The sequence below is a fragment of the Variovorax atrisoli genome (assembly GCF_014195185.1).
Classification (GTDB): domain Bacteria; phylum Pseudomonadota; class Gammaproteobacteria; order Burkholderiales; family Burkholderiaceae_C; genus Variovorax; species Variovorax atrisoli.
Map to the genome: position 1 here is coordinate 127000 of NZ_JACIBG010000006.1, position 25286 is coordinate 152285.

31 protein-coding genes and 1 tRNA gene are annotated in these 25286 nt (G+C 63.7%); 14 read left to right on the forward strand and 18 right to left on the reverse strand.

All coding sequences use genetic code 11. The annotated features are described in order from the left end of the window. The first annotated feature begins 71 nt into the window (after positions 1-71). The 6 genes from FHY06_RS21140 (at position 72) to FHY06_RS21165 (ending at position 5415) form a co-directional block, all read left to right on the forward strand. The gene (locus FHY06_RS21140; RefSeq protein ID WP_019656687.1) at positions 72-515 is read left to right on the forward strand and encodes an FKBP-type peptidyl-prolyl cis-trans isomerase; all 444 of its coding nucleotides are present in this window, start codon (positions 72-74) and stop codon (positions 513-515) included. Continuing rightward, positions 512-1480: a 4-hydroxy-3-methylbut-2-enyl diphosphate reductase gene (gene ispH / locus FHY06_RS21145; protein ID WP_184606242.1), complete on the forward strand. Its 969-nt coding sequence runs from the start codon at positions 512-514 to the stop codon at positions 1478-1480. The genes FHY06_RS21140 and ispH overlap by 4 nt, the downstream gene beginning before the upstream one ends. Then, a complete protein-coding gene (locus FHY06_RS21150; protein ID WP_221404332.1) occupies positions 1477-2442 on the forward strand; it encodes a threonine/serine dehydratase in 966 nt (321 codons plus the stop codon). Before ispH ends, FHY06_RS21150 begins: the two co-directional genes overlap by 4 nt. Before the next feature lie 144 nt (positions 2443-2586). Beyond that, positions 2587-3918 carry a serine--tRNA ligase gene (serS, locus tag FHY06_RS21155; protein WP_019656690.1) on the forward strand — a complete coding sequence of 444 codons (1332 nt, stop codon included), beginning with the start codon at positions 2587-2589 and terminating at the stop codon, positions 3916-3918. Positions 3919-3977: 59 nt separating this feature from the next. Next, a tRNA-Ser gene (locus FHY06_RS21160) sits at positions 3978-4067 on the forward strand. 175 nt (positions 4068-4242) lie between these two features. Continuing rightward, positions 4243-5415, forward strand: a complete 1173-nt coding sequence (locus FHY06_RS21165) for a tyrosine-type recombinase/integrase (RefSeq protein ID WP_145760867.1) — start codon at positions 4243-4245, stop codon at positions 5413-5415. 191 nt (positions 5416-5606) lie between these two features. On the opposite strand, the gene FHY06_RS21170 is transcribed toward FHY06_RS21165, so the two are convergent. From FHY06_RS21170 to FHY06_RS21245, 17 genes are all read right to left on the reverse strand, one after another. Next, positions 5607-6155: a hypothetical protein gene (locus tag FHY06_RS21170; RefSeq protein WP_145760866.1), complete on the reverse strand. Its 549-nt coding sequence runs from the start codon at positions 6153-6155 to the stop codon at positions 5607-5609. After that, on the reverse strand, positions 6152-7357 hold the full coding sequence (locus tag FHY06_RS21175) for a hypothetical protein (RefSeq protein WP_145760865.1): 1206 nt from the start codon (positions 7355-7357) through the stop codon (positions 6152-6154). Before FHY06_RS21175 ends, FHY06_RS21170 begins: the two co-directional genes overlap by 4 nt. Next, positions 7354-7803: a hypothetical protein gene (locus tag FHY06_RS21180; RefSeq protein WP_145760864.1), complete on the reverse strand. Its 450-nt coding sequence runs from the start codon at positions 7801-7803 to the stop codon at positions 7354-7356. Before FHY06_RS21180 ends, FHY06_RS21175 begins: the two co-directional genes overlap by 4 nt. Next, positions 7800-8672 carry a DNA adenine methylase gene (locus FHY06_RS21185; RefSeq protein WP_145760863.1) on the reverse strand — a complete coding sequence of 291 codons (873 nt, stop codon included), beginning with the start codon at positions 8670-8672 and terminating at the stop codon, positions 7800-7802. Before FHY06_RS21185 ends, FHY06_RS21180 begins: the two co-directional genes overlap by 4 nt. Beyond that, positions 8669-10270 carry a DNA cytosine methyltransferase gene (locus FHY06_RS21190; RefSeq protein WP_145760862.1) on the reverse strand — a complete coding sequence of 534 codons (1602 nt, stop codon included), beginning with the start codon at positions 10268-10270 and terminating at the stop codon, positions 8669-8671. The genes FHY06_RS21185 and FHY06_RS21190 overlap by 4 nt, the downstream gene beginning before the upstream one ends. After that, entirely contained in the window at positions 10264-10926 is a 663-nt protein-coding gene (locus FHY06_RS21195) for an HD domain-containing protein (protein WP_145760861.1), read from the reverse strand. The genes FHY06_RS21190 and FHY06_RS21195 overlap by 7 nt, the downstream gene beginning before the upstream one ends. Further along, a complete protein-coding gene (locus FHY06_RS21200; protein ID WP_145760860.1) occupies positions 10923-11120 on the reverse strand; it encodes a hypothetical protein in 198 nt (65 codons plus the stop codon). Before FHY06_RS21200 ends, FHY06_RS21195 begins: the two co-directional genes overlap by 4 nt. A 22-nt stretch (positions 11121-11142) precedes the next feature. Further along, entirely contained in the window at positions 11143-11484 is a 342-nt protein-coding gene (locus FHY06_RS21205) for a hypothetical protein (protein WP_145760859.1), read from the reverse strand. Further along, positions 11481-11651 (reverse strand): hypothetical protein, encoded by a 171-nt coding sequence (locus tag FHY06_RS21210; RefSeq protein WP_184606243.1) that lies wholly within the window; start codon positions 11649-11651, stop codon positions 11481-11483. Before FHY06_RS21210 ends, FHY06_RS21205 begins: the two co-directional genes overlap by 4 nt. Then, positions 11648-11770 carry a hypothetical protein gene (locus FHY06_RS34890; protein ID WP_260310560.1) on the reverse strand — a complete coding sequence of 41 codons (123 nt, stop codon included), beginning with the start codon at positions 11768-11770 and terminating at the stop codon, positions 11648-11650. The genes FHY06_RS21210 and FHY06_RS34890 overlap by 4 nt, the downstream gene beginning before the upstream one ends. Before the next feature lie 49 nt (positions 11771-11819). Then, entirely contained in the window at positions 11820-12092 is a 273-nt protein-coding gene (locus tag FHY06_RS21215; RefSeq protein ID WP_145760858.1) for a hypothetical protein, read from the reverse strand. Between the two features lie 4 nt (positions 12093-12096). Further along, positions 12097-12393 (reverse strand): hypothetical protein, encoded by a 297-nt coding sequence (locus FHY06_RS21220; RefSeq protein WP_145760857.1) that lies wholly within the window; start codon positions 12391-12393, stop codon positions 12097-12099. Beyond that, positions 12390-12584: a hypothetical protein gene (locus FHY06_RS21225; RefSeq protein WP_145760856.1), complete on the reverse strand. Its 195-nt coding sequence runs from the start codon at positions 12582-12584 to the stop codon at positions 12390-12392. Before FHY06_RS21225 ends, FHY06_RS21220 begins: the two co-directional genes overlap by 4 nt. Further along, positions 12581-12931 (reverse strand): hypothetical protein, encoded by a 351-nt coding sequence (locus tag FHY06_RS21230; protein ID WP_145760855.1) that lies wholly within the window; start codon positions 12929-12931, stop codon positions 12581-12583. The genes FHY06_RS21225 and FHY06_RS21230 overlap by 4 nt, the downstream gene beginning before the upstream one ends. 4 nt (positions 12932-12935) lie before the next feature. Continuing rightward, entirely contained in the window at positions 12936-13124 is a 189-nt protein-coding gene (locus FHY06_RS21235) for a hypothetical protein (protein WP_145760854.1), read from the reverse strand. A gap of 73 nt (positions 13125-13197) precedes the next feature. Continuing rightward, positions 13198-13731 (reverse strand): hypothetical protein, encoded by a 534-nt coding sequence (locus FHY06_RS21240; RefSeq protein WP_145760853.1) that lies wholly within the window; start codon positions 13729-13731, stop codon positions 13198-13200. Then, complete coding sequence (locus tag FHY06_RS21245; RefSeq protein ID WP_145760852.1) at positions 13728-14522, reverse strand: S24 family peptidase; 795 nt, start codon at positions 14520-14522, stop codon at positions 13728-13730. Before FHY06_RS21245 ends, FHY06_RS21240 begins: the two co-directional genes overlap by 4 nt. Before the next feature lie 26 nt (positions 14523-14548). Here FHY06_RS21245 and FHY06_RS21250 point away from each other — a divergent pair, with 26 nt between their 5' ends. After that, the gene (locus tag FHY06_RS21250) at positions 14549-14866 is read left to right on the forward strand and encodes a transcriptional regulator (protein WP_145760851.1); all 318 of its coding nucleotides are present in this window, start codon (positions 14549-14551) and stop codon (positions 14864-14866) included. Positions 14867-14877: 11 nt separating this feature from the next. Here FHY06_RS21250 and FHY06_RS21255 read toward each other — a convergent pair whose 3' ends face one another. Beyond that, entirely contained in the window at positions 14878-15174 is a 297-nt protein-coding gene (locus FHY06_RS21255; protein ID WP_145760850.1) for a hypothetical protein, read from the reverse strand. A gap of 52 nt (positions 15175-15226) precedes the next feature. Between FHY06_RS21255 and FHY06_RS21260 the strand changes: the two genes are divergently transcribed. The 7 genes from FHY06_RS21260 (at position 15227) to FHY06_RS21290 (ending at position 25286) form a co-directional block, all read left to right on the forward strand. Then, positions 15227-15703, forward strand: a complete 477-nt coding sequence (locus tag FHY06_RS21260; RefSeq protein ID WP_126182970.1) for a phage regulatory CII family protein — start codon at positions 15227-15229, stop codon at positions 15701-15703. 37 nt (positions 15704-15740) lie between these two features. Further along, positions 15741-16685, forward strand: coding sequence for a helix-turn-helix domain-containing protein (locus FHY06_RS21265; RefSeq protein WP_145760849.1), 945 nt, complete (start codon positions 15741-15743; stop codon positions 16683-16685). Between the two features lie 2 nt (positions 16686-16687). Continuing rightward, complete coding sequence (locus tag FHY06_RS21270) at positions 16688-17458, forward strand: hypothetical protein (protein ID WP_260310561.1); 771 nt, start codon at positions 16688-16690, stop codon at positions 17456-17458. 175 nt (positions 17459-17633) lie between these two features. Beyond that, positions 17634-18188 (forward strand): hypothetical protein, encoded by a 555-nt coding sequence (locus FHY06_RS21275; RefSeq protein ID WP_260310562.1) that lies wholly within the window; start codon positions 17634-17636, stop codon positions 18186-18188. Further along, complete coding sequence (locus tag FHY06_RS21280) at positions 18188-20242, forward strand: phage terminase large subunit family protein (RefSeq protein WP_145760847.1); 2055 nt, start codon at positions 18188-18190, stop codon at positions 20240-20242. Before FHY06_RS21275 ends, FHY06_RS21280 begins: the two co-directional genes overlap by 1 nt. An 89-nt stretch (positions 20243-20331) precedes the next feature. Then, the gene (locus FHY06_RS35160; protein WP_409327463.1) at positions 20332-20550 is read left to right on the forward strand and encodes a Mor transcription activator family protein; all 219 of its coding nucleotides are present in this window, start codon (positions 20332-20334) and stop codon (positions 20548-20550) included. Positions 20551-20783: 233 nt separating this feature from the next. Continuing rightward, positions 20784-25286: an RHS repeat-associated core domain-containing protein gene (locus tag FHY06_RS21290; RefSeq protein WP_145760845.1), complete on the forward strand. Its 4503-nt coding sequence runs from the start codon at positions 20784-20786 to the stop codon at positions 25284-25286.

Genomic DNA, 25286 nt, shown 5'->3' on the forward strand with positions numbered 1-25286 from the left:
GAAGCCCCGGTCCTTAAAATGAGGCCAGTTTATCGGGACACATCCCTGTCTCCGCACACCTTCGCTGCACCATGTCCCAAGTCGTGAATTCCGGCTCTTTTCTCACCCTGCACTACCGGCTGGCCGGTCCGGCGGGCGACATCATCAACACCTTCGCCGACAAGCCCGCCACGCTTTCGCTGGGCACCGGCGAGCTCTCGCCCGCCATGGAGCAGCGCCTGATGGGCCTGGAAGAGGGCACGCACGCCACCTTCGAGCTGCCCGCGGGCGAGGCCTTCGGCGAGCGCAATCCCGACATGCAGCAGTGGGTGGCCAGGAAGCTGCTCGCGCAGATGGGCGACCCCGACGAGCAATATGCCGTGGGCGACGTGGTGCAGTTCCCCACGCCCGACGGCACGGGCAGCTATGCCGGCGCGGTCATCGAGTCGAACGACACCGCGGTGCGCTTCGACTTCAACCATCCGCTCGCAGGCCAGCCCGTGACCTTCGAAGTGAAGCTCATCGGCGTGCTATGAACCCCGGAATCTCCGAAGTCATCCTGGCCGAGCCGCGCGGTTTCTGCGCGGGCGTGGACCGCGCCATCGAGATCGTCGAGCGCGCCATCGCGAAGTTCGGCGCGCCGATCTACGTGCGCCACGAGATCGTGCACAACACCTACGTGGTGAACGAGCTCAAGGCCAAGGGCGCGATCTTCATCGAGGAACTCTCCGACGTGCCGCCCGGCGCCACTCTGGTGTTCAGCGCGCACGGCGTGAGCAAGGCCGTGGAGCAGGAGGCGCGAGACCGCGGCTTCTCGATCTTCGACGCGACCTGCCCGCTGGTGACCAAGGTGCACGTCGAGGTCGCCAAGCTCGCGAAGGAAGGCTACGAGTTCATCATGATCGGCCACAAGGGGCACCCCGAGGTCGAGGGCACGATGGGCCAGCTCTCCAGCGGCATCCACCTGGTGGAGGACGTGGAAGACGTGGCCAGGGTCGCCCCGGGGCAGACCGACAAGCTCGCCGTGGTCACGCAGACCACGCTGAGCGTGGACGACGCCGCCGACATCGCCGCCGCGGTGCGCGCGCGTTTTCCCAAGGTACGAGAGCCCAAGCAGCAGGACATCTGCTACGCCACGCAGAACCGCCAGGACGCGGTGAAGATCATGAGCCCGCAGGTCGACCTCGTGATCGTGGTCGGCAGCCCCACCAGCTCCAACAGCAATCGCCTGCGCGAACTGGCGCAGCGCCTGGGTACCGAGAGCTACATGGTCGATTCGGCCGCCGAGCTCGAGCCCAGGTGGTTCGAGGGCAAGGCGCGCGTCGGCATCACCGCCGGCGCCTCGGCGCCCGAAGTGCTGGTGCGCGAGGTGATCGACCGCGTGCGCGCATTCGGCGCGGTGTCGGTGCGCAAGATGGACGGCATCGAGGAAACCATCAAGTTCCCGCTGCCCAAGGGCCTCAAGCTCGACGACATTCCTCCCCCTGGACACATCTCTTGAACACCACGCAGACCGCCGGCTGGCGCTCCCAAATAGATAGCGCATCGCAACGGCTGGCCGATCGCGCCGGCCACTTCCTGCGCCAGACGCCGCTGTGGAAGCTGCCGGCGTCGGCCTTCGGCATCGACGCGAGCGGCGCGGAAATCTGGCTCAAGCTGGAGCACATGCAGGTCAGCGGCAGCTTCAAGGCGCGCGGCATGATGAACCGGCTCCTGGCCAACGACATTCCGCAAAGCGGGGTGATCGTCGCCTCGGGCGGCAATGCGGGCATCGCCACGGCGGCCGCGGCGCGCGCGCTGGGCGTGCCCTGCCAGGTCTTCCTGCCGGGAGTGTCGCCCGAAGCCAAGCGCGCGCGGCTGCGTGCGCTGGGCGCCGAAGTGGTCGTGGTCGGCGAGCTGTACCCCGATGCGCTGGCCGCCTGCCTGACGCGCCAGAAGGAATCGGGCGCCTTGCTCACCCACGCCTACGACCAGCCCGAAGTGGTGGCCGGTGCCGGCACGCTGGGCCGCGAGATCGAGCAGCAGGGCGGCCTGCCCGACGCTGTGCTCGTGAGCGTGGGCGGCGGCGGCCTCATCGGCGGCCTGGCCGGCTGGTTCGAGAAGCGCTCCCGCGTGGTCGCGCTCGAGCCCGAGAAGGCGCCGACGCTGTTCCGCGCCCGCGAGGCTGGCGAGCCGGTCGACGTGGAGGTGGGCGGCATCGCCGCCGATTCCCTGGGCGCGCGCCGTATCGGCGCCATCGCCTGGGAGATCACCCGACAGCACGTGCAGGACGCGCTGCTGTTGTCCGACGAATCCATCCGCGCAGCCCAGCAGTGGCTCTGGAAGGAGCTGAAGCTGGCCGTGGAACCGGCCGCCGCGCTGCCGCTGGCGGCGCTGCAGACCGGTGCCTACAAGCCGCGCGCGGGCGAGAAGGTCTGCCTGATCGTCTGCGGGGCGAACGTCGATCCCGCGACGGTTGCCTGACGGCTTCCTGCTTCACGCAGTTCATCTTCCAGGCTGGCAGAGCCTGTCGGCAGGCATGCCGAAGCCCGTGGCCCGCAACCGCGGGCCGCAGGGCATCGCCAGCCTGCCGCCTTCGGCTCGCGCACGCCCACCTAAAATCCCTCCATGCTCGACATCACCCTGCTCCGCAAAGATCTGGCCTCCGCAGTGGCCGGCCTCGAAAAACGCAAGAAGAACCAGCCGTACCTCGACGTGTCGGCATTCACCGCGCTCGAAGCCGAACGCAAGACCCTGCAGACCCGCACCGAGGAAATCCAGGCCCGCCGCAATGTGCTGAACAAGCAGATCGGCCCCCTCAAGGCCAAGGGCGAGTCGACCGACGCGCTGATGGCCGAAGTGAATGCACTGAAGGCCGAGCAGGAATCGCAATCGAAGCGTCTCGACGAGATCCAGCCGGAGCTGCACGCGCTGCTGCTGGCGGTGCCCAACCTGCCGCACGCCAGCGTGCCGGTCGGCGAGGACGAGACGGGCAACGTCGAGATGCGCCGCTGGGCCCCGAAGGGCGGCGCCGGCGCCAACGCCACGCCGCTAGGCTTCGCGCCCAAGGACCACGTCGACCTCGGCGCGCCACTGGGCCTCGACTTCGAGACGGGCGCCAAGCTCGCGGGCTCGCGCTTCACCGTGATGAAGGGCCCGATCGCCCGCCTGCACCGCGCGCTCGCGCAGTTCATGCTCGACATCCAGACCGAGAAGCACGGCTACAGCGAGTGCTACGTGCCCTACATCGTCAACGCCGCCACCCTGAGCGGCACCGGCCAGCTGCCCAAGTTCGAGGGCGACCTGTTCGCCGCGAAGAAAGGCGGCCAGGACGGCGAACCCGCGCCCGACCATTCGGCGCTGTACCTCATCCCGACCAGCGAAGTGCCGCTGACCAACTTCGTGCGCGACGAGGTGGTGCCCGAGTCGCAGCTGCCGATCAAGCTCACCGCCCACACGCCGTGCTTCCGTTCCGAAGCCGGCAGCGCGGGCCGCGACACGCGCGGCATGATTCGCCAGCACCAGTTCGACAAGGTCGAGATGGTGCAGATCGTGCACCCCGAGAAGAGCTACGACGCACTCGAGCAGATGACCGGCCATGCCGAGGCCGTGCTGCAGGCGCTGGAGCTGCCTTACCGCGTGGTGCTGCTGTGCACGGGCGACATGGGCTTCGGCTCCAGCAAGACCTATGACCTCGAAGTCTGGCTGCCCGCGCAGGACACCTACCGCGAGATCAGCTCGGTCTCGAACTGCGAAGCCTTCCAGGCGCGCCGCCTGCAGGCCCGTTTCAAGAACGCACAGGGCAAGAACGAACTCGTGCACACCCTCAACGGCTCCGGCCTGGCAGTGGGCCGCACGCTCGTGGCCGTGCTCGAGAACCATCAGAACGAAGACGGCTCGATCAACGTGCCCGCCGCGCTGCGTCCGTACCTCGGCGGACTCGAAGTTTTGAGGGCCTGATCGCAGGGGGCTTCAAAAGCCCCGTTTTTGTCTGCTAGAATAGCAGGCTCGACAGCACCGGAGAGGTGGCAGAGTGGTCGAATGTACCTGACTCGAAATCAGGCGTACTAGCGATAGTACCGAGGGTTCGAATCCCTCCCTCTCCTCCAAGAATGGCCCCGCAAGGGGCTATTTTTTTGCCTATTCCCCACCGAAAACCCAGCAAAATCAAGGTCTTAGCCGATTCCGCTGCCTGCTTTTCCGTGGATTTCCCACCGTCAAACACCGTTCCACACCGGTCCTCGGTGGGCATCGTTGTGGGCACTGAACGGCATCCGATTCACGATGCCTACAAACACCCTCACCGACACCATTTGCAAGACGGCTAAGCCGTCAGAGAAGGCGCGCAAGCTGTTCGACGGCCACGGCCTGCACCTGTTTATTTCGCCGACCGGCGCGAAGGTCTGGCGGATGGCGTACCGCGTCGATGGCAAACCCAAAACAAAGTCGCTGGGGGCGTATCCGCTGGTCACGCTGGCCGAGGCGCGGCAGCAATGCGCAGTGCTGCGCAAAGGCTTGCTTGAGGGGGTTGCGCCCGTCACCAAGACGAAGCGACCGGACTCGAGTTTTTGGGAGGACTGTCAGGCCTACTGGAACGGGCGAAAGGACGTGGCGGACGGGTACAGGGAGAACGCGCTGCGCGGACTTGAACTGCACCTGAAACCGGCGCTCGGCGACCTGGCGTCCGCGGAGATTGACCGCGCCAAGCTTCTCGCCGAACTCAATCGGATGGATGCGGCCGGCAAGCATGTGTTTGTGCGCAAAGTGCGGATGTGGGCCTCACAGGTTTTTGATTGGGCCGTCGAGCAAGGCAAGGCGACGATCAATCCGGCCGAACTCATCAACCCACAGAAGGCATTCGGCCGCCGCAAGGTCAAGCATCATGCGTCGCTTGAGCTGACCGAAATTCACGAGTTCGTGCGACGGCTGAGCTTCGAGAAGGACCTCAACTCGGTGCTCGCCTGCCGCTTCATCGCATACACCTGGGTGCGTACCAACGAAATGCGGATGATGCGTTTCGACGAGGTGGAGGGCGACGCCTGGCTAATTGGCGGGGAGCGCATGAAACGCGACAAGGATCACATCGTGCCGTTGTCGCGGCAGGCAATCGAAATCCTCGATGTGATGCGGGCGCGCCGGCGGGAAGGGTGCGACTACGTGTTTCCCTCAGACCATCGCATTGACCGACCGATCAGCGAGAACACGGTGCTCGCGCTGATCGCGAGGATGGGCTACAAGGGTGAGATGACGGGCCACGGCTGGCGCACAGTGGCATCCACCTGGGCAAACGAGCATGGCTATCCGCCTGACGCCATCGAGCGGCAGCTCGCGCATACGCCTGAAGACAAGGTGCGAGCGACCTACAACCGGGCGGAGTACATGCGCGTGCGGCGGCCCATGATGCAGGAATGGGCAGATTGGTTAGATCAACCCGATGCCGGCAGCTTGGAGGGTTGAGAGTCGCCAGCCCATGGTTTTCTGACTGATGGCTACGTCTGGCGGCGGGAGCTTGTTTGCCTTGATCCAGCGGCGAATCGCCTCAGACCCGACGCCTGTCAGGGTGCACAGCTCTCGACGATAGATGATGCGGTCGGCATTCAGCGCCGCGCCCGCTGCTTGGGGTTGTCCGGTAGTGCTTGTTGTGTGACTCATCTCGTCTTGCCTTGAGTCGAAGGCGCGGCGCCCTCGACGAGGTGTTTTGCGATCCATGCGCGCATGTGTGCCCACCGCTCGGTGCCCACTTCAGCGGCGGGCCGGGCGATGCGCACGCTGCGCTCGTGCCGATTCCAGTCGGGAAACCCGCGACGCATGGGGCCGCAGATTTCAACGTTTACCCACTCGTCAGTGCAGGTCTGCTCGTCGTTCTCGAACACGATTTCCTGAACGAGGACGGGTGCGACGTTGAGCGCTTTGCCGACGGCTTCCCACTCCTCGTGATGCCAATCCTCGTCGGGCACGTTGCGAGCATCAATGCCGTGCTTTGCTGCAATCGTGCCGAGGGTGCAGAACTCACCCTCGGCCGTGGCGAGGGAGCCGGCGACGAGCTGCTTCTGCGGCATGGCGTCGAGGGCGTCGGCCAACTTGCGCAGCAAGGCTTGCCCGCGCTTGCCGCGAATAGCGGACGCAATACGTCCGCGCCACCGACCATGCGCGAGCACGTCCTCGCACTCGTCGTCGATGTATCCGCTGCGGCTCATGCTGCACCGCCTTTCGACGAATCTCTGATCCGGTCGTGGCTCTCGACGGCCGCGATAGCGAGGGCGGCAATCTTCACGAGGCGTTCGCGCCGCTCGGCCTCGTTCGCGAGCTGGCGAATCTGCTTGTGGATACAGTTCTGCCAATCGATGACGCTATGCGCGTCGTCGTTGGCGGGGCCGCCCCATTGCTCGTCCTGACGATTGCGCTCCGCGCTGATGTCCCGGAAGGCGATCAGCCGGCGCCACCGCGTGCCGTCGAGGGTGTCGCAGAAGCTCGCCGTCAATTCGTCGTTCACGGTGTTCGGGCGACGACGGCGCGGCTCTGGCATCGCAACGGGCTTCCAGCCTGCGGGTGGTGCGTAGCCGACATACGCCAGCAGCTTGCCTTCGTGCACGAGTTGCGCGATGCGCGAATCAATGGCGGCATGCACTTCGGCAACGGTGTGCGGAACGCATGGTTCATCGCATTCCTCATGGTTGCAGTCTGGGCAGCCGCCCCAGTCACCATCAAGCAAAGCAATGGCCTTCATCAAATCGGCTTCGGCCCAATCGTTGATGGTTCGCTCGGACGCCCATTCGTGCGCGGCAGCGATCACCGCCGCCTCTGCTTCCACCGTCGGGGCAGCCTCGGGGGCTGAGTAGAGCGGCATGGTGAACTTGCCTGCAGGTGTTTTGCGCAGAGGGAGGTAGATGCCGCCTTCGCTGGCGCCGGGGCGGTCTTGCAGTGCGGCCACCTGTTCCGGGCTCGCGTAGAACATCGGCGCTACCGGGGTGACGCTGGGCGTGCCCGAGCCGTCGTCGTCGGCTTCGCCTCCTTCGTAAAGCCCGGTGTCGCGGTTCATTCGCACGCCGAGCTCTTGGCCGGGAAAGATGCCGTCCGGGTTGTCGTCCCACGCCTCACCGTTCGGGCATAGCGTTGTGTTTGCGTCGTTTGCGGTTACCTGCGTTGCAAGGATGCGCCGGGCGTAGCTCCGGCGTGGATCGTCTCCCTGTCCATCGGCGAGCCGCTGCAGCAACTCTTGGCGCTGCTCGGGTGTCGCCTTGACCTTCAGGGTGCATTCGTTGGCGGGCACGAGCGTACACGGCCAGCCACAAGCACACAGCAGCTCGTTGGCGACGTAGGCAACGAGCCAATCCTCGCCGGTCAGTGCGTGGTGCACGGTGTCGCCCGTATCGATGGTTTGCATTGCGATGGTGTTCATTGGGCGATTCCTTCCTCTGCCGCGACCTGGCGGCGAATGCGCGCGAGCGATTCGATGAATGCATCGAACATCTGCCTCGGCGAGCTGTTGCGGGTGATTTCTTCGCAGACCTGAAGGCCGGCCGCCATCGCTTGCAGGCCGGGTCCGTCGAAGCCGTAGCGGCCATGACGGCCCCGAATTGCGTCGCAGCGGCGCAGTGCATCCGCTGCGGCGTGGAGGGGCGCGAGGCAAAGCTCGTCGATAGCTTCGGCGCGCACCATGACGGTATTCAGGTGCGTGCTAAGCCTGTCGAAGAGCTCGTCGTCTCTGCTACCTGCCTTGAGGTCGGCAAAGGCGCTGTAAACCTTCGTCATGATGTCGTCGCCTGCCGGGATGTTGTGCACTTGGCGTGCGGCGACAGCGATAGCGACCATTGCAGGCCGGATGCGGCGGCTGACGCGCTTCATGCGGCCTCCGCGAATAAGCCGCCACGAGCGCGGGAAAGTGCCTCGCTGCATGCTGCGTTGAGCCAAACCACCTCGGTGCGGGATCGGGCGCCATCTGCGAAGCATGGCCGCTCGAAGCGCTCCCATCCTTCGAACAGCTGCTCGTAGAGGCCGCTCGGATAGCCCGACACGATCACCATACCCTCGAGGCCGTGTGCGAATAGCGCAAAGTCGCGATGTGCGTCGTCGTCCATTTCGTAGCGGTACGCCTTGCCGCTGGATCGGCCCTCGGTGGTCGTGCCTCTAACCTTGCTCGACCGCGTGCTATGGACATAGGGCGGGTCGAAATAGTGGAGGGTCGTCGGCGCGTCGTGATGGGCAGCGACGGCCAGCGCATCGCGGTTCTCGATGACGACCCCGCGTAGCCTCTCGACAAGCGCGGGAAGAGCGCCGGCAAGGTTCGCCCAGTCGTGCGCGGGCGTCGTTCCACTGCGATTTGAATTCGCGCGGAAGCCGCTGCGCTCACCGGTGGCGGCGGCAGATCCGAATCCCTGAAAAGAACGCACGATGGTGCGGCGCGCTTGTTCGACCGGATCCTCTGCGCGCACATATGAGAGGTCGAACTCGGCTCGCGCGAACGGTGTCATCGTCAGCACTCGCAGCAGCTCGTCGCCACGGTCGCGCAAGACGCGAAAGACGTTAACTACCTCGCCGTCGAGGTCGTTGTACACCTCGCCGTAGCTCCGCTCTTTTCTGAGCAGCACAGATGCTCCGCCGCCGAAGGCCTCGACGTAGACGCGGTGGGGTGGGAAGAAAAGCTGAAGCCACGGCGCGAGCTTCCATTTGCCGCCGTGATATCGCAGGGCGGGTCGTGTGACGGGCGTTTTCATGCGGCCCTCCGCATGTCGTAGTCGAAAAAGTTCGCTGCGGTCACTGCGCGCTGCAGCAGCGGCGGCACAGCGTTGCCGATCATGGCGACCTGTTTCGACTTCGAGAACATGCGCCCGTCGTGGCCGCGCTCGATGATGTGCTGCGGCGGGAAGCTGGTCGCGTTCGCCAGTTCGCGCGGCGTCAGCATCCGCAGACAGATATCCACGATTACCCAAGGCTCGCCCTTGATCCACACCGTCACGAGCGCGAGCCGGGCCTTTGTGGTGATGGTGTGCATGGGCTCATTGAGGTCGCCGAGCTGGCCGCCTTCGCCGTAGTAGCGAATGAGGAACGCAGCGCAGCGAAGGGCGCCTGCCTCTGTCTCTGGCGAGAGGTCGTAGGCGGCTTCGGCGCTGGCAAGCTGGTCGGTAACGAGACGCTGCTGACTGCCGCTTGTGGTGACGGTAGAGAGCGGCGCCGTGGCCGCGCGAGCTGGCATGGTGTTATGACCGCCGTTCGCCTGTTCCACGAACGCCGTTACGAGTGCATGCTTTGCGCCTCCGGCCACCACGGTGCCGAGCGGTCGGCCGAGGTCGAGCGCGCGTGGTGCTTGGCCCTCCCGCTCCCCATAACCCGTTTGCACGAGAACCGGCGTGGCGACCATGAATTCGCCACGCTGCGCCGTGGTGATGGTGCGCAGTGGCTCGCGGATGTCGTGCACGCGCACGCTGCCCGAATGGGTCACCGGCACGATGAACGGGTCTGCGTTGTCGAGGACGTAGCGCTTCAAGCCATGGGCAACGCGCTTGCACGTTGCATCTGCGAGCGGCTTCTTTCGGTCGAAGATGCTCGTGGTCGGCAGCGAGAAGTCGATGCACTCGGCTGCGCTTCGCCACTTCGTCTGCCCGGGCTGCGGGTTGCGGAAGTGCGTCGGGGTGGGCCAGCAGATCGGAAGGCCGTCGCGCCGGGCGATCATGAAGAGGCGCGTGCGCGTGGTGGGCGCGCCGAAGTCGGCGGCGCACAGCAGACGATGCTCGACCATGTAGCCCAAGCTGCGCAGTAGCCGCAGGAAGCGCTCCCACGTCTTGCCGACGTGCTTCGGGTCGGGGATGAGGTGCTGCAGGCGGCGCGGCACCACTTCGCCGGGCTCCGCCACGCTGCCATCGACCTTTACGACACGGCCGGTTGCCTTGTCGCGTTTGGCGATCAGACGCCCCCATTTACGAATCTGCTCGACGTTCTCCAGCGTGATGACATCGGGCTTTGCCTGGCCGGCCCAACGCAGCCCGACCCAAGAGAGGGAGCGGATTTCCGTGTCGCGCGGCTGGCCGCCGAGCGCCTGGCTGAAGTGAGTGCAGTCCGGTGAGAGGTGCAGATAGCCCGCCGGCCTGCCGCCCGTCAGTTCGCGTGGGCACAGTTCGCGCACGTCCGCGCGGTAGTGCTTCGTCTGCGGGTGGTTCTTCGCGTGGCTGGAGATGGCGTCTTCGTTGTGGTTGGCCGCGATGTCAACGTGGCGGCCGATGGCTTGCTCGATGCCCGTGCAGCTACCGCCCGCGCCAGCGAAAAGCACGATCACGAGCTTTGCCGAGAGGTTGAGGACGAATTGAGGGGTCAGCATTTCTTCGCCCCCAGTCCAGCGAGGGTGCGAGCAACCTGCAGCTCGGCGAAGCGCGTGAGAAAGCGCTCGCGCCATTCCTTCCACGTCGCGGCCTCGCGCTCGGGCGTGTCGAGGCGAACCCAGTCGGCGGGCGCGACCGGCTGCAGCGTGTTGTCGCTGAGCACGGGCCACGGCATGTGCCGCGATGGGTTGTAGGGCGTAAGGTCGCGGCGAGCCGTGGCGAGCGCCTGCAGGTCGATGGAGCGCAGAAACTCGCGATGGCCGGCGAACACTGACAGGAGCTTGAAGTGCTCGCGCACGCCCTTCGCATGCTCGGCCTCGAAGGCGTGCCATGCGCCAACGCCGAAGGCCATGCTGTAGCTATTGACAGCTTGCTTAGCCGGGCTGATGAGGTCGTTGGTGTATGCCTCGTGCGCGTCGTGCAGCAGCGCTGCCATCTGCACGAACACCGATGCGCCAGCGCGCTGGGCGATGTCGCAACACAGGAGGCTGTGCTCGGCCACGCTGTAGGGGCGCGACGTGGCGCCGTTGAACTGGGCGACGATGGCGAGGTGGTGCGCCACGTCGTTGATGTCCACGGGGCGGCCGCATGCGCCGTAGGCGGTGGGGCCGGCGAGGTGGTACTCGGCGCCGCTGGCGGTAAGCATCCACGTCATTGCGCGCCCTCCGGCTGTTGTTGCGGGCTGCGTGCGAGCAGGGCGGCGCGGTGATCGTTGAACACCTTCTTGAAGTGCTGCCCCGAGCGTTCGTCGAAGGGATAGCTGCAAGCGAAGTTGAGCGAGTGGCCGGCCTCGGCCGCTTCCTTCGCTTCGCGCTCGATCTTGTCGAGCGACACGATGGGAAAGTCCATGGAGTCTCCGGTAAATGAGTGGCTAGGCGGCGTGGGCCGGCGCGGGAGCGCGTGCGGGCAGCAGCTCGCACGAGGTGATGGCGGCGTGGATTTCGGGCGCGTGCGCGCCTGGCATCGAGCGCGGGTTCGTGAGCACCAAGCGCAGCGCATCGCCGGCCTTTAGGCTGCGATGCTTCGCGCGCCATGCGGCGGCCTCGGGGCCGACCCAGCGCACCACGTAGACCTCGACCGCGCGGGGGCCTTGGTTGTCTACGACGCGCATCTTCAGGACGAAGGCGCCGTCGTTGTTCGTGTGCTCGCTGACGGCGGGCCGCGTGGGGTGGTCCTTGCCCACGAAGAAGAGCCCTGTCGTGGTCGTCGTCATCGCTGCGCACCTCGCTGCATCTCAGCGCGGATGCGCTTGAAGGTCTTGCGGATGTCGGTGGCGACGGCCGGCGTGTAGTGGAAGCGGTCATCGGCGAGGCCGCCGATCGGACCGGTGCGCTGCGGCTGCTTGGGCCGGCGCGGGCGAGGGTGGGTAATCACGATCATGGAGTGCTCCAGCCGTAGACGCACATCGCGGCGATCACGATGGGCAGGACGATGAAGACCGCCAGCGCTGCAGCGGTCGCGAGGAAGCCCGGAATGGGCGCGACTGGCGATGTCCTCATGAGGCCATTGCCGGTTTCGTGGAGAGAGGTCGAGCGCATGGCCGGCCTTTCAGAAAGGGCAGGCCGCGAGTGCGCGGCCCGGGGCGGTGAGGGCGATTTCGAGCGCGATGTCGAACACCTCTTCGTCAGAGGCGCCGTACCGGCTCGCGAGCAGGGCCGCGCTCATCGGGTTGCGCTCGCAGTACGGCGAACCCGGGCGGTGCTCGTAGTGGTATCCGCCGCACCGGCACAGGCGATGGCCGGTCGCGCGCAGGTGCTGCGTGAACAGCCCATGGTCGCGGCGGCGCGTGCGGCACTCGGGGCAGCGGAATAGGAAAGCCACGCGCTTAGCTCCCGCGAGTCTTCTTGGCCGTGGTGCGGCCGGCGAGCGCGAGGTGCCGCGTGTTGACGGCAAGGCCTTGCCAGTACGTGAACATTGGAGGCTTGCGCGTCTTGTACGCATGCACGGCGTTCTCGCGGCACAGACGGCTGACCACGCGAAGCATCGTCACGAGCGCGGCACGCGCTTCGGGTGGGAGCGCATCGAATTCATTGCGCACCTCTGGCAGCTTCAGCATCGGATTGCGCACGTCGGCGCGATTGCTGCGGGCAGCCGGGCCGGGTGTGGGGTGTGCGCCGCTCACGACTTCACCTGCCGCAGCGAGAAGTTGACGTTCGCCAGCGCGTCGTGAAGCGGCTCGGTCACGAGCGAGCCATAGCCGGCTTCCTGATAGCAGGCGATCGCCTCCGCGATGGCCTTCGCTGCGAGGGCTGCTGCAAGCTGCGCCTTCAGCTCGGCGACGCTCTCGACGTTGATCTTTCGCGGGGCGTTCATGCGTCACCTCGCGCGGACGGGTTCAGGGCGTCGATGTCGCTGTTGAGAGCGCGAGCACGCTCCGCGAAGTCGGCGGCCATCGGATGCACCGGCGCTTCCTCTTCCTCGTAGCTCTCGACGGCTGCATCAGCGAGGCCGGGGAGGTCGATGCTTCCAGCCTTGAGGGCCTTCAGTGCCAGCGGCACGCCCATGGCCTGCCACGTCGTGACGCCAGCGAGCTTGCAGCGATAGAACGCCTGGCGCCGGCGGCCGGTGGTGCGCATCCAGATTTCGACGCGCGCGGCGCGGGTGGCGACGAACGGCGACGGGCGGCCGGCGGTCGCGTGGTTGGTTTGTGCGCGGGCCACGGCGTCAGCCCTCTATGCGCACGGTATCGAGCACCGGACACCCGGTGATGCGGTGCGCGATGTCGGCGGCCCGTGTGGCGCTGGTGGCGTGGAATTGGACGAACGGCGCGGCGCCGGTGTCCGAGGGGTTCAGGTGCCCGTGGGCATCCCGAGGGGTGTAGTAGCAGCGATAGCGGCGAGTTGCCATGTCCATCTCCGAGTTGAGATGGACGGATTACAAATCAGTTTGTAGTGCGTGTCAACAAGCTGCTTTGTAGTTCTACATGTCAGTTTGTAGAAATCGTTTCCATGGCGGTCCAATAGGCCTGCACTTGACCTTGCGGACGCAGCCGAACGAGACCGGAAAAGATGGATGTGTCGTCGATAAACACGACCTGGCCGCGTTTGAAGATCACGCACTGTCCCGACAGAACGCCGGCGGCGAGTGCCTTTGTGAATGCCTCCTTGTCGCCTTGGACAGCAATCTTCGTGAGTTGCTCGTAAGCCTCCTTACTCGCGCAGCCCGCCGACGATCCGCGACTGACGATGTGCGACCCATCAGCGCGCACCGTTGGTTTAGCGCTGGCCGCCGGTGCGGCGACTGCGGGTGAGGGCTTTGCGGGCGGGCTTTGTGGAGCGCTTGGTATCGGCTGCGCTATCTGAACCGGTTGGCCGTCAAGCGACTTCGCTCCGATGGCCCCGGCGGGGCATGTGTGGGTAAGGCTCAGAGTGATGGTGCGGCCATTAGGCATCGTGCAGGCGACCTGCGCGCCTGCGTTCAGGCTCGCAGTGAGCATTCCGATGAAGGCCCAGGTCTTCACGCGCTGCTATCTAGCCGTTTGATTCGTCGCCGAGGTACGGGGTGGGCGATGTAGTAAATCCAAGTCACCTCGGAGGGCTCATAGAACATCACTTCTGGATCGTTGTAGCTGCTGAAGCGATACCCATCGCGGCGCGACACCAGCCGCTTAATCATGGTTTCGCCACTTTGTAGGCGAACAAGCACGTCGTCCTCAAGTTCCGGTTCGGTGCCTGGCTCCACGAGAGCGAAGTGCCCGGGGTTGTAGACCGGAATCATGCTGCGGCCGGATACGCGAACGAGGAATGCGTGAGGGTCCGCGCTCGCCACCAATCCGTATTCATCCGTCATGCCCACAGGATAGTCGCCGTCTGTCCATATGCGCTCGGGTAGACCTCCGGCACCCTTGCCAAGGACCCAAATCGGACGAAACTTGGTTGCAGCTACAGTAATCGCGTCGTCGGGGATGGCTGGCGCAAACGTGCTGTCGTTGGTTGGCAGCGTTTCGTCCATCAAGCCCTCGCCAGTAGCGAGCCACCGCGAACTAATCGAAAGCGCGCCCGCGAGCGCAACCGTGTGTTTGCTTCCAGTAGCGCTGTTGCGTGGATCGAGCAGGTACTGAATGGCTTGTGGCTTAACCCCAACTGCCCGCGCCAGCGTGCTTTGGTTGCTCTGGCCTCTTTTCTCCATGGCAAAACGCAACCGCCCCGCATAGGTTGAGAGGTCGGAGGGATCGCTCGGAGAAGTGGGGGGCGCACGGTCGTTCACCGTCGAATGGTACAAACGGGTTTGTCGCTGGGGTTGCAAATTCATTTGTAGTCAGTTACAAACAGGCTTGTATGAGCAAGCCAAAACAACCAAGCCCGGAAGATGAAGCCTCCCGCGAACGGACGCGCGAGGTGCTGCTGCGCATCGCTGCCGTGATGGGCAGCCAGGCGGCAGCGGGAGCTGCATGCGGCAAGACCCAGGGGCACTTCTCGCATTGGCTCAAGGTGGGTTTGGTGCCGGCAGAGCATTGCCCCGCGCTAGAGGGGGCGACAAGGGCGAAGGGTAGCGTCGTGCATTGCGAGGCCATCCGGCCCGATGTGCCATGGCGTCATGTTCGCGGCTGGCCTCCTGTCGGCGATGCGCAGGAAGAGGGCGCGGCGCGTGCATAAAGCTGATGGGCTCAGGATGGCCGCCCGGGCGCCGGCCGCAACACGTCTACGGCGGACGAAAACACGCGCCCGCAAAGCCAATCCATCGCCGCACGCTCGCGCGACGACTGCAGACCGTGAGCGGTGGCGCACTTGTTGGTTAGCTCAATCCACGCCGAGATGTTCTCGCGCGTCAGTTCTGGCTCGACCTCCAGCAGCAATACGAGCTGCTGCAGGAAGTTTTCAACAGCTCCCATTCGCTCTTCGAGCGTGGGCGCCTGGGTTGTTGCGCTGGCGGCGCGATGGCCTGTTTCATCTGAGGTTTGCATGGGAGTGACTGTCTCAATTCCCGATGGCATTGCCTATGGCGCAGACGAAGCCTTGCCCGCCAGAGTGCAGGGGCAGAGCGTTGCCGAGGTTGCCTACAACACGGTGTACGGCTTCGAGCCGGGTATCGAAGTCCTTGCGAAGCGCATGAACATGAGCGCGAACACGCTCGCGCACAAGGTCAATCTGAAGAACAAGACGCATCACCTTTCGCTGCGCGAAGCCATCGAGCTGCAGCGCGCGACGGGCAACTTTGCGCTGCTGCATGCGATGGCGGACGAGCTGGGCCACACCGCCACGCTCGCCACGCCGCCGCAGGCCGAAGGCAATCCCGTCGAGACCATCATGCGCATGCACTGCGAGTTCGCCGACTTCACGCGCGCGGTTGCAGACGCCGTAGGCGACGGCACGCGGTTCGTGACGGGCAACGAGATGCGGCGTGCGGACTACCACGGGCAGGAAGCCGTCGCATCGGTGGGGCACACCCTCTCGATGCTTCGCTCGCGTGTGCGGAAGGCGCCGACGACGTGAGACATCGGTTTGCCAGACGAGGAGGGTGCGCGATCCCATGAGCATCCGCCTGATGTCGATGATTTTCGAGCGCTACCCCGAGGGCGGTAGCGAGATGCTGCTCGCGCTCGCGATGGCTGACCACGCGAACGACGATGGCGCGCGCATCTGGCCCTCGCTCGACGAGCTGGCGCGCAAGACGCGGCAGAGCCGGCGCACCGTGCAGCGGCAGATCGCAAAGATGCTGGCCTCGGGCTGGCTGGAGCAGGTTCGTACGGCCACGGGCCGTCCTGGCGCGACGAACGAATACCGCGTTTGCCCCGCCTGGGTTGCCGGCGCAGAGCTTCCGAAGACGGGTGTCAAAGTGACACCCGTCGAGGATTCGCCTGAACCGGGGACGGGTGACACATTGACACCCCTCGCGCCGCATGAGGTTGTCCACACGGGTGACAAAGTGACACCCGTTGGCGAAGGGGAGAGGGGTGTCACCCGTGACGCGAGGGGTGTCACCGGTGACGCGACGGGTGACACAGCTATGTCACCCGAATCTTCAGGAACCATCAAGAACCATACCCCCCTACCCCCCGATGGGGGGGCGGACGGGTTCGAAGCCCTTTGGGCGATCTACCCGAACCACGACAACCGGGCAAAGGCAGAGCGGCGATACCGCCGGCTCGCGCCGAGCACCGCGCTGCAGCAGGCCATGCGCTCGGCCATCGAGGCACAAAGGCTTGGCAAGAGGTGGACGAAGGACGGCGGCGAGTTCGTGCCCGAGTTCGCGACCTGGCTTCGCAATGAGCGTTGGCGCGATGAGCCGGCTACTGCTGGCGCGACGGGCCGAGGATGGGACGAGACACGCGCAGGCATCGATGCGAAGGCCCGCGAGCTAGGCATCCCCGCATGGGACGAGGCAGCGTTCTCGCTGGGCAGGGGGCCGAGCTACCCGGCATTCACGGAGCGCGTGCGACGCGCAGCAGAAGGAAGGGAGGCCGGATGCGCCTAACGATGACATTCGATAGCGGCCTCGCCAGCGTGCAGCGTCAGCTCGCCAAGCTGTCCAGTCAACAGGCTAAGCAGGCATACGCCGAGGGCTTGAACGACGGCGGCTTTCGCGTGCGGCGCGAGTGGCAGCGCGAGATGAGCGACCAGTTCGACCGGCCCACCGCCTACATCCTCAAGAGCGTGTACGTGCGCAAGGCAACGCCCGACCGCTTGAGCGTGGACATCGAGCCGACGTACTTCGGCGGCAAGGGCGTGGACCCGCAAAAGATTCTTCAGGCGCAGGAGTTCGGCGGACCACGGCGCGACAAGCGCAGCGAACTGGCCCTGCGCCGCATCGGCATCCTCCCGGCCGGGTATCAGACGGCCATGCCCGCAGCGCCTTTCCCGGGCAGCGATGACGGGCGGGGCAATGTGCGCGGCAGCTTTCTCGTGCGGTTGCTGTCGTACTTCCAGGCGCTGGGCGAGCAGGGCTATCGGGCCAACATGACGGACAGGAGCAAGGCCCGTCTGCACAAGGGGACGAAAGGCCGAGAGGGCGTCCGCTTCTTCGTTGCGTACGGTCGCCTTCGCGGTGGTCCCACGCGGCATCTTGCGCCTGGCATCTGGGCTGCGACGGGCACGCAGGGCGTCATCGTGCGGCCGGTGCTCATGTTCGTACGCAACGCAACGTACGAGGCGCGCATTAGCCGCGAGCGCGTAGCAGAGCGTGCCGACCTGCAGCCGTACATCGAGCGGCGCATCCGCTTCCGCATCCGGCAGATGGTGGGCGAATGAGGGGAGGCCACGTCATGTCTCCCCGTCGCGCGCACCCTCGCCCCCGCACCATCGTGGGGCGCCTTGGGGCGCCGGCCGGGTCCTTCTGGGAGGTGCGCGATACGGGTAATTCGAACCGCGTGCTCGGGCTGTTCACCGAGCTTGCTAAGGGGGTTAAGTGAAGGTGGTTGAGGCTATGGGAGTCGGCATCACGCAGGCCGAGTTCGCGGCCCTCATCGGCGTGAGCGAGGCAAAGGTCAGCCAGTTGGTTGCCGAAGGCGTGATCGAGCGCGGCCAGTCGGCTCACGCATGGCTGCTCGCCTACTGCGAGCGGCTGCGCGAGGTCGCTGCCGGCCGCGCATCGGGAGAGCTGGGCGGACTCGACCTCGTGCAGGAGCGCGCCGCGCTCGCTCGCAGTCAGCGCGAGGCGCAGGAGATCAAGAACGCTGTGGCCCGTGGCGAGTTCGCGCCTATCGGCCTGCTTGCGGACGTGCTCGGCATGGCGTCGAGCGCAGTCGTTGATCGCTTCGAGCAACTGGAGGGCGCGCTGCGCAAAGCATGTCCGGATTTGCCCGATGAAGCGAAGGCCACGCTGCAGCAGGTGATCGCCAATGCGCGCAACGAATGGATTCGGTCCACGGAGAAACTCGTCGCGTCGGAGCTGGACAGGATGAGCCGTGAGGCGGACGAAGACGAGAGCGCAGACGGCGGCGTCGCCGCACTCGAAGAGCATTCGGAGGCATCGACCTGATGGCCGCACACGTTTCGCGTGAAACATTCACGGCAGTGCTTCACGCCGTGACTCTCGGCCTCGGCAGCCTGCGCGCCGAGGTCTTCCAGACGCTGAGCGAATGGGCCGCCGATCACTTCAAGCTCGCCGGCGAAAGCTCGCACCAGAAGGGCGGATGGATCGCATGGTCGTTTCAAGTCGGCATCCTCGACTTCATGAGTGACGACCGCATCGAAGAACTCGATGTGATGAAGTCGAAGCGTGTCGGCTACACAAAGATGATTACCGCCTTCGTCGCCTACAACATCGCGCACCGCCGCCGCAAACAGGCGCTCTGGCAACCGACAGACGACGACCGAGATAGCTACGTCAAGAGCGAGATCGACCCAATCCTCGATGCGCGCGACGGTGTGCCGTCCGTGCAGGCGGCTCGCCGCAAGGGCGGCGGCAACGACGACACCATCAAGATGAAGAAGTTTCGCGACAGCGTGCTTCACCTGCTGGGCGGCAAGGCCAAGCGCGCATATCGCCGCATCACCGTGGCCATCTCGATCCTCGACGAGTGGTCGGCCTTCGATCAGACCATCGAGAAGTCCGGCGACCCGGGCGGTCTTGCGAAAGGCCGTCTTGAGGGCGCGCCTTATCCGAAGTTCGTCGGCGGCTCCACTCCTGGCGTGAAGGGCCTGTGTCACGTCGAGCGCGCTGCGCTGAATGCGGCTGGCTTCGTTCGCTTCTACATCGACTGCAAGCACTGCGGCGTCGAGCACCCGCTCTCGTGGGGTGGCAAGGAAAAGCTCCACGGCTTCAAATGGGAGCGCGGCAATCCGGCCAGCGTGCGGCATGTCTGCCCGCACTGCCGCAAGCCGATTCGACAGAGCGACTTCCTGCAAGGCGGCCTGCCCATGCCCGGCCGCTGGGTGTGCGAGAAGACCGGCAAGACCTTCGGGCCTGATCGCATCTGGCGCGATGCCACCGGCATGCCGACGCGCCCGCCGCAAAGCCTCGGCCTGCATGTGTGGGCGGCGTACAGCCCGCAGCGCACCTGGGAAAGCATCGTCAAGGAATTCGAAGAAGCGTGCGACGCTCTCGCGCGTGGCGATGCCGGTCCGATGCAGCTCTTCGTCAATGAGACGCTCGGCGAGACATGGGAGGTCGTCGGCGAGCGCACCGATGAGCACGCCCTGCAGTTGCGTGCCGAGCCCTATGCGCTCAGGACCGTACCCGCCGGCGGCCTCGTGCTCACGGCTGGCGTGGACGTGCAGCGTGACCGTTGGGAGATCGACGTATGGGCATGGGGCCGCGGACTCGAGTCATGGCACGTCGAGCACCATGTCATCTACGGCAATCCCGCGTCTGAAGACGACTGGGCGCCGGTGACGGCCTACCTCTCGAGTCGCTATGTGCAAGCCTGGCACGGTGGCTCGCTGGGTCTGAGTGCTATCTCCATCGATTCGAGCGACCAGACGCAGGCGGTCTACAACTGGGTGCGCAAGACGCAGCACCTGTTGCCCAAGCTACGCGCAGTGAAGGGGCGCGGCGAAGAGAACGTGCCAGTGCTCGGGCCGAGCAGTCCGCAAGAGGTACGGTTTAACGGGAAGAAGATTCCCAACGGCATCAAGCTTTGGAACGTCGGCGTTGATACGGCGAAGGATCTGCTGCTCGGGCAGCTCGCCATCGAGCAGCCTGGCCCGGGCTTCATCCACTTTAGTTCGGAGTTGCCGCGCGAGTGGTTTGAGCAGCTCACGGCTGAGCAGCGCATTCTCGTAAAGGTAAATGGCAAGGAAGTTTTTCGCTGGGTGAAGCGCAGGCCGCGCAACGAGGTGCTCGACAACAGGAACTATGCATTGCACGCGGCCTTCGGCCTGGGGCTGCACAACTACGCGGATAAGCGGTGGACCGATCTTGAAGCGTCGGTGCAGCCTCCGCGCGATCTCTTCTCGACTATGCCTCTTTCACCGAATTCATCAGGCGCTGCACTGGAATTTGAGGTGACGTCGGCGACCGTTGCACACGGCCCGGCGGCTGCGTTGTCCAGAGAGGACATCGACATCTTCTCTCCCATTGAACTGAATTGACCATGTCTGACGTTGTCCCACCCGCCGACGAACCACTAGCAATCATTGAGGAGGAAGCCTGTGCAGTCGCGAGGTGCTTTGGTATTCCAATGCCCGAAGCCGCCGCAGCGTCGCTAGTTGATCGGATTGTCTTGCGACTGGGGGGCGCCCATGTCTATCTTCCCAAGAAGACCCCGCGAGAGAGAGATCGCATTCGCACTGAGATCTTTGCGAGATTCAACGGCCGCAATCTCCACGAGTTAGCACGTGACTACGAAATTACTCCCCGTCACCTGCGCCGCATCCTTGCGGCTAACAAGAAGCCATGAGTGCAAGGCAGCGGCTTTAGGAAGCGATGGTTGCTGATGGACAACATACGGTCTATCTCCTAGACGTACTTTCATATTCAACTTCAAGGGGAGTCCAAGGAAAGATCCGAAAGTTGTTTGAAACGAGCGGAATGTCCGCTAGGCTGAAACAACTTGTACCAAGTACATGCCAGTGCCTCCCGCCAACCGAGGAGCGCTGAAGCAATTCAAAGTACTAATTCCTTGGAGGGAATATGAGAAGAAAGCGTGCGGCTGGCTCGCTGGGCAGCGTGGCTCTTGCCTTTTGTGTTGGATTCTTCTTGCTCTTCTCAACGGTTGCGAATGCACTTCCCAAGCAAAGCCAGTGGTTTACCGACGATGGCTTGGAAGGATTCCCGCGCACACCTAACAAGACCTATCAGGACGCATGCGCCAAAGCTGTAAAGCTGTACCAAGAAAAATACCCGACTTTGCCAATCACATTGCGGGGCTACTACTTCTACCCTGACGACCCGCAAGGCTTGAATCGGGTGCGTTGTGACCTCGTTGGATTCGGGGGCGGCGTCATCGTGGAGTACGTTGTTGCCACGCGCGTCGAATTTTGCCCCGCAGGCAGCATGGAAGATGGAGGAGGCTGTATATGCGAAAGTGGCCGTGAGGAAGATTTTGCTCTAGGGGCATGTGTGGTCCCGGTGGTGGAGCCTGCGCCGGGCGGCGGTGGAGCAGCCGGGATGTGTACGCCGAACCCCATTCTTCCTGCTTCCGGAGAAAAGTATCGGTACGAACTGGACTTCTCCGACGGTGGCCCTGCACCGCTGGAGTTTGCGCGGATCTATCGCAGTACCTGGGGCACAAGTGACACTGTTGAGAAGGGACCCTTGGGGAAACCCTGGAATCACAGTCATGCTACGACCTTGAAGGCCTGGCCTCAAACGGGCCCCACAAAGGTCACGGTTCTCACCGCTGAAGGCTTTCGGCGTACGTTCGCGAAGGCTACCAATGCAGCGATTTGGACGGCCATTAATAGCGATGACACGCTTGCGCAAAATGCCGATGGCAGCTGGACCTACCGTCGGACGCCCGAAGATGCCGTCCTAGTGTTTGACGCGAGTGGACGGCTGCAGACTTCGTCAACTCGAAACGGCTGGCCTACAAACTACACCTATAACGGCGCGGGGCAGCTTGCGACCATCAGCAATAACTTCGGCCGAAGCCTCAATCTCTCGTACAACAGCGCTTCACAGCTGGTTAGCGTCACCAGCGCTGACGCTCGTAGCGTCTCATATGCTTATGACGCTGCTGGCAGGCTCTCGGCTGTTGTCTATCCTGACGGAAAGTCCCGCGCATTCCTTTACGAGGACGCAAACTTTCCTCAGGCGCTTACTGGACTGATCGACGAGACAGGAGCGCGATTCGCCACTTTCTCGTACGACACCCGAGGGCGCGCAATCGATTCGTCGCTTGCCGGACTGGTAGACCGCTACCAAGTTACTTACCCTAGCCAGAATACGGCAACCATCGTCGACCCACTTGGCACGAGCCGGACCTATCAGTATCGGATCGCAAATGGTCGATTCGGCGTCGGTACAAGCTCGTTACCTTCGGCTCTCAGCGAACCCGATGCAGCCACACGCACTCTCAATACCTTCGGCGATGTAATTTCAGCGACCGATTTCAAGGGGGTGCGTTCTACGTACGCTTGGACACGCGGAGTGCTCACCCAGAAATTCGAGGCAGAACAAGCCTCGGGATTTCGCACAACGCGAATCTATTTGCACCCCTCTTTCAGTCTTCCCGAATACGTCAATGAAGAGGCGCGCTTCACCACCTATCAATACAACGGACTCGGCAATGTTCTGAGCCGAGCGGTACAAGACACTTCGTCTGGTGTGACCCGACTGTCGAGCTGGACCTACAACAGCCAGGGTCTCGTTGATACTGCTACGGCCCCCAACGGCGCGGTTACGCAGTACTCGTATGACACGCGCGGCAATGCGATAACTATTACGAACGCTTTGGGTCTTGTTCAGAGCTATAGCTACGACGGTGCTAATCGTCTGATTGGCTACACGGCTCCGAACGGCCTTATTACCACCTATACCTACGATGAACGTGACCGTCTCCTTACTCAAACTGTTGGGGGTTTAACCACCACTTTTTCCTATAAACCCTATGGTGCCGTCGAAACGGCGACGTTGCCTACAGGAATGACGGTCACATACACATACGATGCCGCTCACCGCCTTACCGGCTGGAGTAACAATCGAGGGGAAAGTGGCATCTTTGCGCTCGATGCAATGGGCAACCGCACTTCTGAGCAAGTCAAAGATTCGAGTGGTGCTGTGGCTTGGAGCGTCGTGCGAACCATCACGAACCTCAACCGCCTTGCCTTAGAGGTCAAAGGTCCGAACGAAGCGACTTCATTTGCCTACGATGCAAATGGCGATCTCACGACAAAGACCAATGGACTGAACCAAAGTACCCAGTATGAATTGGATGGCCTTCGTCGGGTGGAAACCATTACCGACGCCTCAAACGCCGCAGCTACTTTTTACCGCGACCGTTTCGATGCAATCAAGCAGGCCACCGACTTCAATGGCTTGACCACTTGGTACAACCGCGATGCCTGGGGCGGCGCGGTCACCGAGCTAAGTCCTGATTCTGGTTCTTCATCTACTGAATATGATGGTCTTGGCTTGCCTGTTCGGTTTACCGATGCTCTTGGCCAAGCCACGTCAATCGTTCGCGACGCGTTGGGCCGACCCACCAGCGTAGTCTTCGGCGATGGCAAGACCACTACCCTGCGCTACGACCTCACGGCCAACAGCAAGGGGTATCTCTCGGAGATCATCGACCGCAGTGGTACCACCGAGTACACCCGGGATGCCTTCGGCCGGGTCACGCTCAAGAAGCAGACCTTGGCCAATGGAAGCGTCCAGCAGGTCAGCTACGCCTACAACCCCAACGGCACCCTGGCGAGTATCGGCTATCCCAACGGTGGCACCCTCAGCCACGTCTACGACGCCACGGGCCGCCTCACGGGCCTGAACTGGAACGGCAACCCGCTGGTCAGTGGCATCGCCTGGAACCCGCTGGGCCAGCCCACCGCATGGACTTGGGCCTTCACGTCCAGTAACCCGAAGCTTGCAGCCATCCGCAGCTACGATACCGCAGGCCGGCTCACGAGCACCGAGTTCAGCAGCTACGGCTATGACGCCGCAGGTCGCATCACCAGCCTCACGCAGAACCTGTACCTGCCCGGCGACAGTGACCCGACCCATAGCACCATCGCCAATGCGAACGTCACCTGGAGCGTGGGCTACAACAGCGTGGGGCGCATCACCAGCTTTAATGCCACAGGCAACACCGCTAGCTTCGGCTACGACGCCAATGGCAACCGATCCAGCAGCACCCGAGTCTTGAACGGCCAGGAGACTAACCGCGTATACACGGTCGGCTCATCTAGCAACCGGCTCACGGGCTTCACTCAAACTATCAACGGATCGAGCAGTACCAGCGTTGCCTACGGCTACAACGCCAACGCCGACCTCTTGACCGACGGCCTGCGCAGCTACACTTACGATGCCGAAGGCCGTTTGGCCGCGGCAACCACCGGTGCTACCGATGTCAGCCCGACCACGCGTTATGCGCACAACGCGCTGGGTCAGCGGGTGTTTAAGACGGAGCCGCTGTACCCGCCCACACAGGGCGATGAGGCCGACCCTGGCTTTATGGCCAGCCTGATCACCTTCTTCACGAAGCTGTGGAGTCCGAGTACGACACAAGCGGAGCAACTGGGCTACGCCTACACCTATGACGAGCAGGGTACGCTGATTGCGGAGGTGGGCAGCGGCGGCACCAACAGTGCGGGGCAGAGCCAGTACATCTACTTGCCGACGGCTAATGGACCGATGCCCGTCGCTGCCGTCATCGATGGCACTACCTATGCCATCCACAGCGATCACTTGAACACCCCCCGAAAGCTCGCCAATGCAGACGGTCAGGCCGTCTGGCAATGGGGCTACAGCGCCTTTGGCGAAGACAAGCCCACCACGGCAAAGAACAGATTCGCCAACACGGAGACCACGCCCAACCCTGGCACCACGAACATCTCCCAGGTCAAGTTCAACCTGCGATATCCGGGGCAGTATGCGGATGAGGAGTCGGGTCTTTACTACAACTACTTCCGCAGTTACGACGCGAGAACAGGAAGGTACAGCCAACCGGATCCGATTGGACTGGCGGGCGGATGGAATCGATTCGGCTACGTGGATGCGAATCCGCTTCGATACTCCGACCCAAGCGGACTGCAGATCGCTCAAGGACTTGGGTTGGGAGGACTTGGCCTGGGACTCTGCCAAGCCGATCCGAACTGTCGCCGGAAATTGCAAGAAGCCGCGCAAGGAGTCGTTGATGCCTGCAAGCGGCTTGGTGATCGGATGTTCTCAGACGGGAGCGATGGTGGAAAGAAGAACACACTAGAGCCGGGCCCCAATGCAGGTGACTCTATCCCGGCACGTGGTCCTGAGCGCGATTTCACGCGTGAAGAGCGAGATGCCATCAACGAAATCGGAGATCGGGATGGATGCCACACCTGTAGCGCCGGCGACCCGGGAACAAAGAGCGGCGACTGGGTTCCCGATCATCAGCCCGCAAATGGTCTGAATCCGGAAGGACGACCCCAACGGCTGTATCCTCATTGCTTGAAGTGCAGCAGGATTCAAGGTGGACAAGTTCGCGGACAGCAACAACGTTAA